We start from the raw sequence: 18,563 nt of genomic DNA, 5'->3' as shown, positions 1-18,563 counted from the left end.
AATTTCATAGCTTAAATAAATTTAATAATTAAAAAGATTGAAAATGATTGTTCCATAATTTAATTTTAAAATCTACTATATAACTAAACTTAAATTCAATTAATGTATCTTTTTATTACTAAATCGAGTTTCCTGAATCGTCATTACGCCTTTTTCAGTTTCTTTTTTCACTCGTTCCAATTTACCTGAATCATCATATTCGTATTTCGTAAAATAATTGTTCTCATCCAGTTCATACGTAAAACGCAACGTGATATCATCATAGACAAAAGACTTAAAGCTGGCATCGAAGGGATGGATACGAATGTCATCAAAGTAAGTCCAGTTATCTGGTGAAGCAATTAGGAAAATCTTTATCTTATTTTGTCCGGGAGGAATGACAAACTCTCCATATATTTTTTGCCAACCTTCTATAATAGGTCCTTTTGCCTTGAATTCATAATTTGTTCCGCCAAGTCGAATCATAGCTTTTGATTTATCAAATTGATGAATCAAAGGGTCTCGAGATTCATTGACCCAAGCACTAAAAATATATTTCCCAGGGATGGGATTGAATTGATTCAGACAGTCACAAGGTTTTCTTGAAATTGCAGTATCAGGCATTTGTATAAAACCATTTTGGGTATGATCTTCTTCTGAGCTCCCATTACCACTAGTTTGTGAATTTGTACAAACATATAAATCAAATGAAGATTGTGCCATGTCAGCCGGAGAAAGAGACAGAAAATATTTTCCACTATGAGCCTTAGATGCAGTCTTCGTAATTTTAGACCGTATGTCTAGAAATGAAAAATATCTAGGAACAGGACATTGATTGGCAGCGCTGCTTTGCCCAAGGGTGTAATGATAATCTTCAAATCCTTCAAATGCTGATTGTCCGTATCTTGAATTTCCAGCGACAGCGATAACCATTTGATCATTATATCCTAACATCTCGCAGGAGTATCTGTCCAATGGATCCTTGCTTTCTAATTCATTGCCATTGGGATGAATCTTGGTTACTTCTGCTGTCCAGGTCCAGTTATTTTTGTTCGGAACCCATAGGTTAGTTCCCATTGTTTTCTGCCAAAAGGAACTAAAGTAAGGATTGCCTGCAGTATTGGTAAAATAACCATCATTTTTTAAATCTGGACTGATGGTATTTAATGTTGTAGATTTTCGTAAGGCTAAGAATGTATAAGATCTTTTTGGAGTGAAGGTGCCTAAGTGATTAGTGGTATATGGATTGAAAACATTACCAAATGCATAAACACCGGGCGGAGGATTATCCAAATCAGGATCACAACAATCTTTACAATCTTTAAAAAATTTGAAACATGTGGATTTTATCTCATTATATTCATTGATTATAGTGCCATCCAGATAGTAATTTGCTGCAATCACTTTTGCACGGCAATTTGAACAAGATTTATCAGCCCCCCATTGATTTACTTTAATCTTATAAACATTAAATGAAGAAACAGAAATTTGAATTTTACATTCACATAGACTGCCACTTTTCCTAACATACAAGGTGTGATACAAATTTCCGTCTGAATCCGTTTCATTGATAGAACGATACTCAGAATTTCTCCAGTCCCAAATGGCACAATAACTAGTATCCATGCAATCTAGCTTTGATCTGTTAAATGCCATCCAACTTTGAAATGCCCCTTGTACATCCACAGGCATAGGAGCATAATTTGCACTTATATTATTAAAGTTTAAGTTATTGAAGAAATCATTCAGTATTGATTCAGGAATGGTACTGGGATACTTATGTTCCTTATAATCTGAAATGGTACAACTACATTGAACAGTTTCAATAGGCATGCAACAATGCATATTTCTTTTATCATCAAATTCAATTGCACTTGCATTTATAATTTTCTTATTTCCATTTACAACCAAACTAGTTCCAACTGGATTTTCTAAAGAAACAATGGCGCCGATGGAAGTAGATGCTTTGTTGCGATGGCCTGAACGGATGATCTTTATACTTGTTGGTTGATCCGTAATTGGGGCTCCATTAAAATTAATTAAAATAATTTTGTCATTGGATACTTTTGTTTTTACCCAAGCTTTCGTATCACCATTTAACAATACTTCATCTCCTTCCTGGAAGAAATCATTTGACGAAATAGTAATTTCATTATTAGAATTAATAGTACTTGCTTTAAAAACTGCGTTGATATTTTTATATGCTGGTCCCATCCCTTTATATGCCCAATGTGCAGGATAACTAAAATTGTAGATAGGATCTTCAAATTCGTTGAAAGTTTGAGTTGCCAATACTTCACCGGTGATGCCATCCCAGACTAGATTTCTAGTTTCAACTGTGGAGCCTAAATCATAAGAAATAGTATAATCGAGAATTCCAGTTTGTTGAATGTGCTTAGTCAAAACAATGGAACGAAATTTTGTATCTTCCATACTATAAAAAGGAAAAACTGTTAGAAAAGGAGCAATGGGAAGCAAAGGTGGAATAGTTATATTGTCATTATTTATATTACAACCTGCGCTATGAATTTTCGTTTTTGATTCTCTTTGATCCCCGATCATTGAATATTGGAAACCCATTGTTCCTGTTTTAAGATTACCGCTTGGATAAAGTAATTGCACTTCATTGCTTAGCTCGCCAATGCTATTTATTTTGTAAAAATATTTAATACTACTTATTAAAGTTCCGTTTTGATTAAAAATACTCTTTGATTTTTCTTTGCCATGCATATCATTTACAATAATTGAATATCCTTGTGAAGCAGTTACATAATTTTTGTTATATACCTTTAGAATTTCCAGTATTGGATTTGTTTTTTTGGGGATTTGCGAAAGCGTTGTAATTTTTTCAATAACTGGAAAATCCTTGGCGGTATAAAATTCAAATTTAGTCCAACCACTTGCTTTCTTATTTACATTTAGATACTGCAAGTTCCTAACTTTTACTTCGCTGTAAATTATTGTCGGTGCAGGATAAAATGGTTCTCCTATTGGTTTTTCAAGATAGTGTGAATTATCGGGTGCAAGCAAATATTCCTCCTTCCATTGGACTGCTTGTTTTAATGTATTTTCCTCCCCTCCTATAATGGGTTCATACGCCGCCACTCCTGAACTTATTTGAATGGTATCTTTATCTAAAGAATAATTAGTTGTATAATCATATTCTTGACCATACATACTGGCAGATGCACTGCCGTTTGTCATATCATCCCATTCGTCAGATATTACTACTTTAGAAACCCTATGTGTGCCGGCTAATTTTTTCCAATTTGGATTATACAACCTAAGCCATGACTTACCTTTCATGATTTTTTTTCCATACCCTTCAATCAATAATTTATTATTTGTCCCGCCCAAAATAAGATCTGCAAAACCATCAAATGCAGCTAGGAGTGCCTCAGCAATATTATAAACATCATCTTCATTGTCAGTAATTTCTAATGGCCCTATTGACTGATTCCCTAAATTACCACTTACTAATTTTGGATAATTTAATCTAGCACATTGCCAAATAGCCTTTGAAATTGGATTCGCTGGAAGGTTAAAAATACCGTTACAGTTTCCTGACACATCGGGCCATTCCTTATCTTTAGTACATTTTAATGCTAAGCGAATAAAACCTTTATTATAATTTAATGATCCATCCTTGATTGCACCCCAATCATCTATTTTAGTATACCCTTGGACAAAATCATATCTAGATGTGAAATCTAATGATGCAAATACTTTAAAAAGCATATCTTTACCTAAGCTTAAATCCCGAATGTAATAACTCTGAATTGAATCTCTAATTTGTGAAGCTGAACAAGAACCTGTAAATTCATGGTACAAATCAAAATAAATGTACCTATAAGGTTCTAATCCGTCAAATAAATCTAATTCAATACCGGAACTCATTAATCCATTGCTATGTTTTGATGTCCCCGTAATTTCTATCATTTGCATTGCTTCCTTATTTTGAATATATGCATAATCGTCAGCTTCATAAGAAATTGAAATTTTACTTCCAGATGGTAACTGAATATCGGTAAGACTCCAAGCCGAAGAGTTTTTGTCTGCATTTTCTTCTTCGGTATTAATATTGTCCTTCTTTAGCTGCGGAATGTATGGTATCATAGTAGTAATTCTTTTGTGAACGTCAACGCAATCATCTATATGATCAGAATTTGTATTGTGGTTCATCGGCTGGTAGGTACCCCAGCGATTATATGATTTTAATGAATATGTAGGATTTATGCCGTTATACTCAAACTTATATGGGGAAAATTTTCCTTTTTCAGATAATCCATAAGTAAAGTGTAAACTAATTAAAGTGAGCTTACCCTTGTTCATATTAGAATTATTACTTTCCGCAATTCCGTCATTAGTACTAACATTAGGGCACAATGAATAAATGTAGTTAAAATAAACTGATTTAATGGGCGTTCTACTGTTCGGACTATTACTCATCAAGTCCGGAAGTGAATATAAAGTAATCCTATCTAACTTTTTTAAATGTCTTACTGCATCTTGACCTCCAGATTCATTTCGTACACCATGACCATCCCTCCTATCTGAATAATAAAATTCAGCTTTTTGGGTCTTACTTTCTATTGATTGAATTATCCATATATCTTTTTCACCATATAGATAATTTCCTTTATCATCTTCTTTATTAGCTAAAAGGCCTTCACTAAAATTAGCATCTGTATAAGGTACTCTCCACTTATAATCTGCATATAATCGTGAATAATTAATTTTAGTATAAGTCCCTAGATCATCTGATGAAGGCCCGTCACTTGTGAGATCCACATAATCTTCTGACAAAATTGCTGTCAATAAATAGCAATAAGCATAAGGAGGCGTTTCATCACGAGACAAATAGTGATCGGATCCAAATTTGTGTTTCGGTCTTCCATCTTCAGTGTCATACTTAATTAATCCAGATCCACAATCTGCCGAATAACTTTCGTTATCTACCGCAAAACTAGTCTCAACTTGTTTAACATTATAGGCTGGGATTCCATAAACATATCGCAATCCATCAGGTCTAAGTGCAGTAAATTCGGAAATATGAAAAGGTTTTCCTCTTTCTGCCCTGGAAATGATAGTAATATTCAAAATAGGATCTGCCGGTGAGGCTTTTACGGGATATGACTTAATGCTTTTATCCAAGCCAGCATGCATTGCCTCAGGAACAAGTAAAAATGATAAATTTTGATTTCTTTTAGTTCTTTTATCGCGTTTTAATGGCGAAGCAACTGATGTATTATTACCAAAATTAGCTTTTAAATTACTAGTAGCCCTTACAGTTGATTCAGATCCATCTAAAACAATTTTAACAGCTTCCTTTCCACCAATCTGAGATAACAAATTTTCCTCAATATTATCAAAAGGACTTAATTCCCCTGCTGCTTTCAAAGCTACGTTTTCAAAATTTGGATTATTCAAAGAATTGGTTTGAAAATCCATATTATTAAAGATATCCGGTTTCAGATCATCACTGTTATTAAAATCCCATTTGCCTGAATATGATTGAGAATATATCGAATGTATATCACCACCTAATCGAAAAACTACGCCCGCACCTGCTTCAAAACCTAAGCTTGTGTTGCTAGAAAAACTTTGACCTTTTTTATCATTGACAATTCCAATATCTCCTCTTTGAAACTGATAACTTCCGCTTATACCTTGTCCAGAAATTGAATAAATGTCATTAGTCAATATTGTCAATGGCAAGCATGGTTTGTCGACTGAAAAAACCCCATCCATATGACGATTAAAATCTTGAATACCATCAAAACTTTTCCCTAATTCTGAATATAAATATCCAAAAGAAGACACACTTTGTTTTTTATCTAACATCCCTTGCCGTGATACATATCCTGACAGCTGACCGTTTGATATAAAAGATCCTTGAAATTCTTCTCCAAGCTTTACACTAAATGTAAATCCTAAATTTAACATGTTCGAATTGATTTGTGGAGAATACGATTGCGTGCTAAAACTAATTTCTGAACCAAGGCTTATTTTTGGGTTTTTAACATACTTTAATGATTTTATAGATGACTTCAATGGGGAATGAACTGACCAGCTTAGATCTCGAAGTCCATTCCTAGTATTTATGGATGTTCCAACTTGTCCTTGCGTTGATATTTCCCTTCTATCTTTAAATGTTTTTTTATAATCAAATGAAAGTGAAGGAGAAAGACCTAATCCGTTTGTAGTACTCGCTGATAAACCTAGTTCAGCATTTAGAGCCAATCCGACTTTGCTCATTAAACCAAAGGCAGAAATTACATTAAACTCAAATCCAATTCCATTGTAATTATTATAGTTTAATCCCGCTGAAAAATTTTTAATAAATTTTGATTTTAAATTAATGCCAAATAGCTCTATATCTGGCTTTGATCCTGAAATTCCAAATGTATAATCGTCTTTAAGGTCACTTTCTTTTTCGATTTTATCTCCATTAAAATCATCCGGTATTCCCCTTACCGATCTAGTAATAACTCCAGGATTAATATTCCAGCCCAGACCAACGTTACTGGCTTCCTGATCCATAGTGATACCTGCATTATAAATCAAATTGATGGGATATCCACCAACTTCCATCAAAGGAATATTATATGAAAAATCGCCTGTTGCCGGGTCAACCATATCCGTAACTTCTATAGGTTGAAAAGTTTCTACTTCAGGTTGACTGGGGCCACCTGTAAGTGCAAATGTACTTGTAGGTATTATGTTGAAACATATAAGGAATAATAAGATCCATGCCCATTTTTTTCTTTTCGCTTGATTTAACTTCATTAGACTTTTAGTTTTGGCAAATTGCGAATGGTTTGAATTGGAATAGTAAACAATACCGGCTTATCATTTTTAAAATGGTCTACACGTATTGAGCGTTCATGCAGGCTGTCGGTAACAATATCAAAGGCAATCGAAAAAGTATAGTAAGGGTTAATCCCTTGTGAGTTTTCAAATTGAAACATTGCCGGCTCGATTGAGTCCAATGATACCATTCTGATGGATTGTTGAAACTCAAAAGCCATATAGTTCATATCAATTTTTTCTAAGCTCGTTGCATTCTTATTCTTAATTTTTAACGTATAATATTCCAAGCCCTGGTATTCGTTAATTAAGGATGTAAGCTTGAATTGATTTACGGATTTCCCCATTTCCATAATTGCCATAAACTCCGGGGATCTATATTGTAGAAAATATTCAAAACTATCTGTTACTTCCTGGACAATCAGTTTATTTTCTGGATTGTTACAATACTGAATATATTCCTCGGCAGATAGAGTACGCTGCTTACAACTTGAGATTATTAAAATTAGGCTAAACAACCAAGAGTAATATATTAATTTAGACTTCATTTTATATTCGAATAAATCTGAGAAATTGTTTTTCTTTTAATCCATTGATGATCAAAACATAAGGTTTGTTCAACTCTATGCTGGATGGCAACTCCACAATAAATTTATTCTCACCATAAAATTCAGTTAATGGCAAATCCGGCAAATCGTGCGGAATTATTTCGTTATAAAATTCAGCATTCAAATTAATTTCAGTTCCACGCTCATCAACAATAATGTAACTTAGGTTTGGCAATTCACGATAAGGATTATCCACAACAAATCTCAAAGTGCTTGAATTAGAAATTTCATGGTAATTTCCAGCATTTGTTAGACTGGTTTTAAAGTAGATGGGTGTTACGGGCTCAGAATTTATTCTTTTTGCACTCTCCTCGCTATTAACACAAGCAGTTTTAAAAGTCCAAATTTCAGATTCCTGATATATTGCTGGTGCTTTGTTAAAAGTGGTTCCACCAAATCCACGATCTAAAGAATAACTAACTCTCCATGCAAATTGCTTGCATTTTTCAAAACTTCTGGATGCAATGGGATATTGTAAAATATTTGTCTTTAATCGATCCTGTTCGAAAAAGATGGGATTGGACTGAAAAGCATCCCATGCACTTTGTTGATCAAGTAACTCCACAATTTGTAATCGATAGGCACCAATTTCATAATAAGGAATGATAGGCGTCCATGTAAATAATGGTAATGCTATCTGGATTTCGGATTCATCGTATGGACTCACTAAAAATAAAGTACTAAGTAACTCCTTGCTTGCTGTATAACAGGTTTGAGATAAAAAATCGCCAGTAGGCTTTGTAACTACTACTCCTTTTTCAGTGTATAAACTCAAGCATACTTCGAATTGTCCAGGTGGAATACATTTTGTTCTAGAAATAAGTTCCTCCAGGTTTTTATCAAAAAATGTGATTTTGCGATTTGGATATATCGAGTTAAAATTAGAACTATTTATAATTGATACTCCAGGTATAAAATCAACTGAGGGCATGCCTCTAAATAAGACTTCTGCAAGTCTGATCGATTGACCTGAAGAATTAGTATAATTGACTTCTCCAAACAAAAATGTAGAAAAAGTGCCTTTACTAAAATTTGTAACACTTCCGGTAAACAAAGAATAAAATTCTGTACATCCAAATGGAGTAACTATAGGAGGTTGAATGATGAGTTCTTGGGAAAATCCAGAACTAGTCAACAAAAGTAGACCGGATAAAAAAGTAAACTTTAATTCCTTCATTGTAATTGAACTTAAAGCTTAAAAAATTTAGTTAATATATGGTCTCCTATAATATTCCACAATTTAATAATATACGCTCCCGAATTTAATGACCTAATATCAATCACAGTCTGATTTGTTAAGTGCGACTCATTCAAACACATTAATTTCCGGCCATCCAGATTATAAATTTCCAACCTATTAAATGAAATTTGTGATTGAATTTGAATTTTTTCATGGGCAGGATTTGGAAAAATAAGAATGTTTGTCCCTAAAGGATTATCCGTGTCGACTGTTAGTTTACAATCATTATTAATTTGGATATCAGAACAAATAGTACCTAAAAAACAAGAACTGTCTATCCCTTCCTTTATCGTTATACAGACTTTGAATTTTCCAGGACCTAAATATTCATGGATAAAATCGAGTGTATCTGGAAATTTTCCATTGGTTATGGTGCCATCTCCCCATCTGAGTTGACCTATGTATTGGCAATCACTCAAATTCGGTGGGTATAATTGAATTTCACAATTTTGAGCTTGGCTCCATCGCGATTCTAATGTAAAGTCATTATTCAATAATTTATTAAATTGTATCTCATCTTTGCAACATGTGTTGCAATCAATTACATCAACTTTAAAACTACATCGACCTAAATTACCTGATACATCTTGCACCGTGCAGGCCACAATAGTAGGTCCACATGGAAATAAAGACCCGCTTACAGGTGTACAAGATTGAAAATTTACAGTGCAATTATCAAATGTGGAAATTGAAAAATTCAAATTGGCACCGACTTCATTGCTTGCTGAAATAACTGTATCTCTACCTATACAACTTGGATCCGTACGGTCCTCCACTTTAATAATAAACGAGCAATTCCTCTTATTTCCAAAAGCATCTTTCATTTCAAATTGAGCAGGAATCGTTACTCCTATATGAGTGCAATTAAAACTAATTCCAAAGGGGGAAACGGAAACGGATGAACAATTATCATGAACAAAATTTTTAGTAAAGTCTTCTCGGAGTTCAGCAGTACCCGAATTGTTTAATACAATTGTATATATAGACAAATCACAAACCGGGGGAATCGTGTCTTTTACTTCAATTTGAATTTTACAAACATTGCTATCACCAGATGCAGAAATTGCAGTGCAAGTTACGTTTGTGATTCCTATGGAATAAGCCTCATCCAACATTTTAAGATCATCTCGTTTGCAGATCGGGAGAATGTTCATTTTAGTACAGGAATCAAAGGCGAAAACATTTATAGGATACTTGGCCTCACAGCCGTAGAGTATTGTTTTCTCTGGACAACTCAAAAAACTTGGAGGACCTGGTATATGGATATTGAGAATTTGACAAAACACCGCTTCACAGGTTCTGCTTTTGACGGTCAAGCAGATTTCGTATTTTCCCGTTCCTTCAATAAAAGTGTATTCAGGATTTTTTTGATTTGTATTGAAGTTAGTATTGGTTCCAACCCAGTGATAAGTTAAGCTATCATTATTAGGTTGGAAGGCTGGTAAAGCAAAAAATTTAACTTGGTTGCAACTTAAGGATTGTACTTCAAAGTTTACTTTACAATTTTTATTGAGACAAGTGCTATCCAATTGTAAAGTGTCACTGCAAACTATATTTGAAGTTTTACCATTTAAGTTAAAATTCCTTAATAGGCCATGATTCAATTTAGGAGAATAATCGATTATTGTACCAATTATTGAATTATTTCCTTCTGGAATACCTTGTTCAATAGTATAATAGGTAATTAAACTATCTTCATTGCCTTTCAATTGACAATAAAGTTGATTTTGAATTTCAAATGCACTTTTCTTATATGCCCATATTCTAAATTCATCTATCTTTCCGCGGAATGTATTGCCATTGTTCGACGTATAACTATTTCCAATTCTAAAAACTTCCGGCAGAATAAAGTTAGATTTACCTAAATAGAAAAAATGTTTGCCATCAATCCACATATCAGCGCCACTGGAACTATCCTTTCCAAATGCAAAATGATGCCATTTAGTATCATTGATAGGAAATGATGGAACAGTTTCACAGTAAGAGTTTCCAGTTGGACAATAGGGAGAATATATTAATTTAAGGTTTCCTTTACAGTCTCCTAATCCGAATTTATCCCCAGCAAAGCTAAAAATCCAATTAAATGCTGTTAAACTATTGGTGTCACAATTACCTTGTCTATTATTTTCAGATTTAAACCAAAATTCAATCGTAAAAGCTGTTGATCTTATGTTTGGAGTATTACAAAGGACTTGATCGTTTATCCCATCAAAATCTAATACTCTATTGCAGATCATTGATTCTAATTGACTTGATTGACTTTTATCGCTATTTGCATGAGAATTCTGAAATCGTACCTGATTAGTTATTTGACAAAATACATGTTCATTGAATGAACCAATTACCACCAATATTATGTAAAATCGATAAATTAAATTGTTTACCTTTATAACGCTGTTACTATTTTGGTTAAAAGTGTATACCATTATGAAAAACAGTTAATTTTGTCAAAAGTAAATAATTTAAAACTATTTTAAAAAATAATTATTCGAATATTTATCATTGATACTGAAAAGTCAATTTTGCCTTTCCGCTTGTCAACAACTTCATATTACCTTTCGAATTATATAAAGCACAATTAAATTCTGATTCAGTAATTATAAAATCTTCACCTAAAATTTTCATTGGTTCAATTTTTGTAAATCGAAATGTTGATCCGTTCTGGACACCTAGAGTAGTACTCCAAATGTCATTTTTGTCATCCATAAAACTAATTTCAATTCCATTGATTCCTGAAGGTGAATAACTGTTATTTTGATCATTCATAAAATCTGCAAATTGAAGACTACTAGGAAACCCACCTTGCGGAATAGCCATTGTACCTTTTGTAATTATGAATCCTGACTGATTATTATCTGTTTCATACAGTCCACTACTTAACTTAAACAATGAAGTGCCCATTCCTAGTCCAGCTATTGAAGATTCAATGTGCAAATATGTTTCTACTTTTTCTAGACCAGAAACAATAAACAAATTATACTGTTTCCCGTCTAATTTACAAAACCAATAATCACTTGCATTACTTGGTGGATTATCATTGGAAACTTCATCTTTATCACATGAAATGATGATCAATAATAATGGGATTAAAAAAAATAATTGCTTCATATATTCTAGTTTACAAATGGTTATTTCAATAAATATCAGAGCATAATATGCTTATATATTCAAGCTACATTTACTATTTTACAACTTCAAACTTAACATTACTTACATCACTTTCAGAATGCATCTTGATAAAGTATGCACCAGCAGTTAAATTTGTTATATCCAAAAGCAATTGGTTCAATCCTGCTGATTTTCTTTCCTTGACCAGTTCTTTTACCAATATTCCATTCGAGTTAAATAATTCCAATTTAATCATTTGTGCATTACCCAGAATATATTCTATAGTCAGATCATTTGCAGCAGGATTAGGATATACAGAAATCAAATTTTCATTAAAAGGATTATCCTTTTCATCAATTTCAATAATGCTTGTCGAAACATCCGTAGTCAAATTATTTACAATGAGCGTATCAGAATAAATAATTCCACCTTCATCATCAAATAATGTAATCCTTAATGGCGTGGTCTTTCCCTTCTCTTTCTTGACCTTAAGAACCAGATTAAAAAGTCCAGAAGATTCACCTTGCTTTAAAGGTCTTGGGCAACAAAGGCCAAAAAATGCATTGTTATTGCCCATCTGAGCAAGTTCCACGGGCTCCAAATAAGTTGGAAATGAATCTGAAGAATGCATGGCTCCAGAAATTGCAAATATCTTTGGACAGTCATTAGTATCCATTCCAATAGAACAATATTTGGCTGCAATAGGATTGTTACCACTTCCTTTTAATTGGAATTGGTATGCAGAAAGACCATAACCGGTTTCAATCTGTAACGGAATCTGAACAGGTCTTATAGTGCTGGTAGGTCCCGATTTTCCTTTCCACTTAACAGTAAATGTACACATCGTGGAATCACATTTCATAACTGTTATTGTAATATTACCAGTATAACTAATATCAGTAGCAAGGGAAAACATAATGTAATTCAATACTGATATAGTTCCTGTACCAGGAATCATCATAGGGTTCCAAAAACTTCCTGGTATTAGTGTATTGTTATCTATCATTAATCCGGAGTTTGAAAATGAAGTAGATGGGGATGCTGATATTTTTACTTTGCAAATTGGTGAACTAGGGTCTAAATTTGTGATCGTAAACTTTCCATGAAGTAGATCATGCATAGGCTCACATACAGTAAATAATGATTGCACTTTTGCACAACATGGCGGATTGGGTGGGCAAGCACATTTTAAAATTTCCTCAGACGAGCATACTTTTCCACTGGCCATGGTTATTTTAAAAATCGCTAATACAGGTTTTGTACAATCCTTTGCGGTAATATTAGCAGTAATGTTTCCTCCAAAAGGAATCAAGCATACTTTAGTAATATTCACAGAATTATTACCAATATAACTTATTGGGCTAAATACTAATCCCGTGCAAGTTGATGTAATTCCTCCAGGACCAAAATTCCCATTATCTAAAGTAATAGAAATGGACCGTATTGTATCTGTACATGGGTCTTGTTGCCTCACCCATTTTATACTACAAGATGCACTATCTTTTGTAGCTCTAAAAACAGGACAGCAATCTAAAGTGCAATCAAATGCAATACTATCTAATAGGATTCCATAGCGGTTATCAAATCTATTATATGTAAAGGATAATGATGAAATTCCAACAGCCATAGTCCAATTAATCCAGCCACTTCTCCCTTCCCCAGTTGGTTCTACATTTGTACCATTTATTGATAATCCTAAAGAAACACTAGTTGGAGGCAGAGAAAAGCTACTTAAATATTCTTCTGGATCCAGACTTGAAGTATTACCACCATCGTTGTCCAAATCCAAGATCTTAATCCTTACATTTGTGACTGGTGTAGAAAGTAAAATTCAAATTGCTTAATAAATTTGAATTCCCCATAGCTATACTCCCATTTGCCCCAATACTAACAGAGGTTGTTGGAAAATTTGCTCCTGAATACAGCTTGTGTTGAAGCTCAGAATTCAATGTTAACTTCACATCGGGACCACAAGTATTTACAATTGTGCTACTTGTATTAGTTAAAGCAGTACTAGCCCAGCCAAAAGACAAATTTGTATTTTGTGCATTTAGGCCAAAAGATAGCACTACAAGAATAAAGGCAATCGAAAATTTCATTTGTTATTTTTAAAATTATAAAAAAAATACTTACCTCTTAGATTCAGTTCCAGCCCTCTATATAAACTAAAAACTGAAACTGAACATTAATATTGAATTATTAAGTCACTTATAATTACAATGTCCAAATTATTAATTTTTGGTGAAAATCCAATCAAATTATCATTTGTATCTTACTGGGCTCTTGCCTAGTACCGCTTTTTTCACCTATTGCCAACCCAACAGTAGAGCGTTTAGATTACAGCAAGTCGCAAAGAATAAAATAATGAATAATCGCATAATTGTAATTTTTAGTAAAAGTAAAGTAGTGGCATCATAGATATAAGTATGAATTATAATTCGGTGATGGATAATTCAAATAGTATGGCAAAAAGTTAAAATATACAACAATCGAATAATTTTGAATGCCGTCTAAAATCTTCAATATGGATTGACAGCGACTCTATTCCTGTAATATTCGTTTTTACCGAATTTTAAACGTTTCTAACCAAATTTACAATAGAGGAAATAATTCAAAACACGTAATTGAATATTGTTTGTTATTATTTCAAATTGACATTACAAATTCTTATTTCATTAAAAACATAGAATCTGACTAATATTTTCAAGCATTTAAAAAAGAGTACAAATCAATATTAAAGTGCAAATAGATTATAATTGTTACTTGTACAATGGCAGTTCCAAAATTCCAGGTGTTATCCATTTAAACACTGAATTTCTTACATTTACTGTACGCGGGTTTGAACACACTAACCTTAATTTAAAATTAGCCTATACATCTATTTCAAATGTAAATAACTACAATCTATTTAATATTGAAACGGCGGGACTAAGTATTCTAGATATCCATGGAACAAAGATTATCTTTATTTTAGATGACCACCTTTTCCTTTACACTCAATTACAAAAATTAATCAATTCAAATCAATAATTTAATGAAACTTAGCCATACGTTCTTTAAATTCATCCTTCTTGCGTCTTGACAAGGGCAATGTTTCTCCATTTTTCAATACCACTACGTCACCATCTTCTGATTTACCAAGGTGACGCACATATTTTAAATTTACAAAATAACTTTGATGAATTCTAAAGAAATCTGAAACATCAGACAAATATTCAAACTCTCCAATATTCTTAGAAATCAGAATTTTCTTTTCAGATGAGCCAAAATGTAAATACGTATAGTTTCCTCCTTCTGAACAAATGCAACTTACCTCATCCAACAATAGATAATGAGTACCTTCGGAATTGTTAACCGATATTCTACTGATTCTTTTTTTGTTGTAAATCCTGCTCCATATACTTCAAATTTGTCAAATTGGAAAAATTGGCATCTGTCTTCTTGAGCCTTACAAATGCCTCACTCAATTCTTCCTCATTGAAAGGTTTTAATAAGTAATCTACCGCATTAGCTTTAAAAGCTGCCATTCCAAAATGATCATACGCAGTAGTAAAAATAACCTCGAAATTTCTATCACCAATATGTCTCAACAAGTCAAAGGCATTGCCATCTCCAAGATTAATATCCAGAAAAATTACTTCCGGCTGACCATGTTCAAGTAATTTTATTGCCTCTTTATAGCTCGCTGCCTCACCAATAACTTCAATCTCTATCATTTTTGATAACATATCATGAAGCAATATTCTGGCATCTATTTCGTCATCAATGATGTAAGCTTTCCACTTCTTCATGTCAATATCTTTATAAGTAAGCTAATTTTTGTTCCTTGTTCCAAAAAACCATCAATAGGTGATTCCACAAATAAATAATTCTCCTTAGCATTATCATTAAATAACTTCAAACGTTGTCTGGTCAATTCCAATCCCAACTGAATTCCTTCTTTTCCCATACTTACCTCCTTATCTATAACTTTTCCAAACCCCATCCCATCATCTGATATTTCTAGTTGCAATAATTGCTCATTCAATTTTTCAATGTTGAGCTTTATATTTAAAATTGTTTCATCATTTGTTATTCCGTGTTTAATAGAATTCTCCACTAATGTTTGACATAACATGGATGGTAAAATTAATAAATGAATATCAATTTTTTCATCAACATGAGAAGTAAAATATATTTTATTCTTCAATCGTAAATTTTCAAGTTTAACATAATTTTCCAATAGGTCAATTTCTTCAGCAATTGTCCAATTTTCTTTTCTAGTTGCACTCAATGTTGTTCTCAACAATTTAGAAAAATATCCAAGGTATTTCTCTGCATAAGCATTATCTTGTCTTTTGATCAATAATTTAATTGAATTCACACAATTAAAGATAAAGTGAGGGTTAATTTGAGAAATTAATGCTTGATTGGTCAACCTAAAAATAGTATTCTGAACTTTCGTTTCTTTATGAATTGCACTGATCTTACTCTTTACAACCAGCCAAAGAGTTAATAGAAATAGGATAAAACAAAATAAAATAAAATAAAATGATTTCCACCATGGTTGCAAAATCTGAAATGGGATAACCAAAGATTGACTCCATTGTCCATTTGAATTTTGAGCCTGCACCTGAAGCTGATAATTCCAAGGTTTTAGAGACATCAGTAAAATTTTTCTATCATTTGTTTCAATCCAGCTGTCCTCCTCCTTTATTTTATATCGATATTTTATGTTACCCAATTTTTCAAGATCAAGAGAACACCAGGAAACGGAAAGATCATTATGATCAGATTTAATACGGTAAGGAGAAATTAAGGAGTTACCTTCAATGTATTTGAATTCAACCAACAAAGGCTTGTAAGTAATATTCTCAATCTTAGGAATTTGTGCTATATATATATCTTTATATGTCGCAATCCAAAGTATAGAATCATAGGCTGTTATATCTGTAACAGATTCTTTGAACAAATCACATAAATAATTTAAATTTCGTATTTCCCATTTAGCATTCTTCAAATAAACTAAGTCAATACCTTTATTTGATAAGACATAATAATTACCTCTATAATCAGAAATAATTTTAATAATTTGATTAGACAACAAACCTTCTTCTTTTGTCAAATGATAAATTATTTTATTATGCTCAATATATATTCCCTCTGAATTTGTGCCAACCCATAACCCACTTTCACCTTCGCTAAATAAAACACTTATAGTTGATTTAATTAATGTATCCAAGTTAAAATATTTTACAAAAGCACTATCCTTAAGCTTATATAGACCATCCAATTTTGCAATAATAACTGATCTATCTACACCCGAACAAATGTCTAAAATACGGTTCTTTGATGAAGGAGAAGTATTCTTAAAAATCGGAAATAAGGTATCTTTAGTCAAAACAAATGCATCCGTTCCATTAAATGCCAATGAACTATCCAGACTAACGAAAGGGCTAAATCCAGTTAAATAAAAGTTCTCAAAATATTTATGCTTTATTGAATACTTGATCCCCTCACAAATTCGAATAGCACCATTTCTAAAAGCCACATTTACTCCGGTAGAAGAAAAACGCATACTGCTAATAAATGGGTCACTACTTTTATACCGTACACTTTGTAAACTAGCTAGGTTAAACTCTTGAATATCATTGGAGAAAGTGTTTGTATAAAATAATTTATTCAAAGTGTCAATGCAAATTTTTCTACTATAAGGAAATTTAACTTTATCCAGGTTAAAATCAAATTTTCTCAAATAATTATTGCGAACAAGCTGATATAACCCTGAGAAATAACTTGAAATCCAAAAGGAACCCTGCTTATCTTTAAAAATACCTCGGATTCCATCATCAATAAAAATTTCTTTTACCAATTCAAAAGATTTTGAAGATCTCTTTACATTAAAAATGCCCTTTTTAATATAGTGTGTAATCAAAAAACTAGTAGAATCAAGTTGGACACATCCCGTTACATAGGGATAATTAATATTTACATTTACAACTTTAGACTTCTTATCTATACTGACCAATTGTTCCGTAAAACCTAAGATAATTATACTGTCAAATTGACGAACATAAGTAGATTGAATATTTATATTATGAATATTTGTTATGAAATTGAATTTTTGTCCATCAAAATTATAAACTTTAGTATTCATTACACAACCATCGCACCGATATAAAATACCTTTAAGGAATGTTTGGGCAATCACAATATTTGATTTTGAAGAGCAGTAGTAAAGTTGAGATGGTGTATGATCGGATTGGTACAAATGCTTAAATCCATTTTCATCAATTTTCAAAAAACCAACATTAAACATTCCCAATATCAATTCAGGATTATTTCCACCCCCTCGAATATTCATTTCGAATCCAGAAATGTAAGCAAACTGGGCCCTATAGTCATCAATGCATTCTTGAAAAATATAGGATTCAAATTTATTATTAACTAGTTTATAAATATTTCCATACACAGAACACACCCAAATACAGCCGAGTTCATCTTGCGTGATTTGCGATATTGTCAAGTCTTTTAAACCGTCATTAAATCCATAATTCTGAAATGAATATCCATCAAATTTTGAAACTCCCAATTTAGTTCCCACCCATATAAAACCCTCGTTATCTTGAAATGTGGTAAATACTTCGTTGCTGGGTAGTCCATCATAGGTGGTAAAATTGGTTATCTTATAAAAATTAGATTGGGCCAAAGTCAAATTTAAGAAAATTATATAAATAACAACAGTACAAATAATTAATCTGGGTACCTTCATACTGTTATAAATAGATAAATTCCTCACCATCAATTAAAATCTATTCATTTTTAACAAAAATTAAAAA

At 32.4% G+C, this 18,563-nt stretch carries 10 protein-coding genes; all 10 read right to left on the bottom strand.

The annotated features are described in order from the left end of the window. Nucleotides 1–99: 99 nt before the first annotated feature. Nucleotides 100–6,768 carry a hypothetical protein gene (locus IPJ53_03855; GenBank protein MBK7798224.1) on the bottom strand — a complete coding sequence of 2,223 codons (6,669 nt, stop codon included), beginning with the start codon at nt 6,766–6,768 and terminating at the stop codon, nt 100–102. Continuing rightward, complete coding sequence (locus tag IPJ53_03850) at nt 6,768–7,337, bottom strand: hypothetical protein (protein ID MBK7798223.1); 570 nt, start codon at nt 7,335–7,337, stop codon at nt 6,768–6,770. Before IPJ53_03850 ends, IPJ53_03855 begins: the two co-directional genes overlap by 1 nt. 1 nt (nt 7,338) lies before the next feature. Then, complete coding sequence (locus IPJ53_03845; protein ID MBK7798222.1) at nt 7,339–8,574, bottom strand: hypothetical protein; 1,236 nt, start codon at nt 8,572–8,574, stop codon at nt 7,339–7,341. Between the two features lie 11 nt (nt 8,575–8,585). Then, nucleotides 8,586–10,874 carry an HYR domain-containing protein gene (locus tag IPJ53_03840; GenBank protein ID MBK7798221.1) on the bottom strand — a complete coding sequence of 763 codons (2,289 nt, stop codon included), beginning with the start codon at nt 10,872–10,874 and terminating at the stop codon, nt 8,586–8,588. Nucleotides 10,875–11,136: 262 nt separating this feature from the next. Further along, the gene (locus tag IPJ53_03835) at nt 11,137–11,745 is read right to left on the bottom strand and encodes a hypothetical protein (protein MBK7798220.1); all 609 of its coding nucleotides are present in this window, start codon (nt 11,743–11,745) and stop codon (nt 11,137–11,139) included. Nucleotides 11,746–11,818: 73 nt separating this feature from the next. Next, entirely contained in the window at nt 11,819–13,528 is a 1,710-nt protein-coding gene (locus tag IPJ53_03830; GenBank protein ID MBK7798219.1) for a T9SS type A sorting domain-containing protein, read from the bottom strand. 10 nt (nt 13,529–13,538) lie between these two features. After that, nucleotides 13,539–13,844: a hypothetical protein gene (locus IPJ53_03825; protein MBK7798218.1), complete on the bottom strand. Its 306-nt coding sequence runs from the start codon at nt 13,842–13,844 to the stop codon at nt 13,539–13,541. 932 nt (nt 13,845–14,776) lie between these two features. Then, nucleotides 14,777–15,067 (bottom strand): LytTR family transcriptional regulator, encoded by a 291-nt coding sequence (locus tag IPJ53_03820; GenBank protein ID MBK7798217.1) that lies wholly within the window; start codon nt 15,065–15,067, stop codon nt 14,777–14,779. 40 nt (nt 15,068–15,107) lie between these two features. Then, entirely contained in the window at nt 15,108–15,536 is a 429-nt protein-coding gene (locus IPJ53_03815) for a response regulator (protein MBK7798216.1), read from the bottom strand. Further along, entirely contained in the window at nt 15,533–18,496 is a 2,964-nt protein-coding gene (locus IPJ53_03810; GenBank protein ID MBK7798215.1) for a histidine kinase, read from the bottom strand. The genes IPJ53_03815 and IPJ53_03810 overlap by 4 nt, the downstream gene beginning before the upstream one ends. Between the last annotated feature and the right edge of the window lie 67 nt (nt 18,497–18,563).

It is taken from the genome of Candidatus Vicinibacter affinis (assembly GCA_016714365.1).
Taxonomy (GTDB): Bacteria; Bacteroidota; Bacteroidia; order Chitinophagales; family Saprospiraceae; genus Vicinibacter; species Vicinibacter affinis.
The sequence above is the reverse complement of the archived record's forward strand: the minus strand, read 5'-3'. Positions and strand labels throughout refer to the sequence as shown.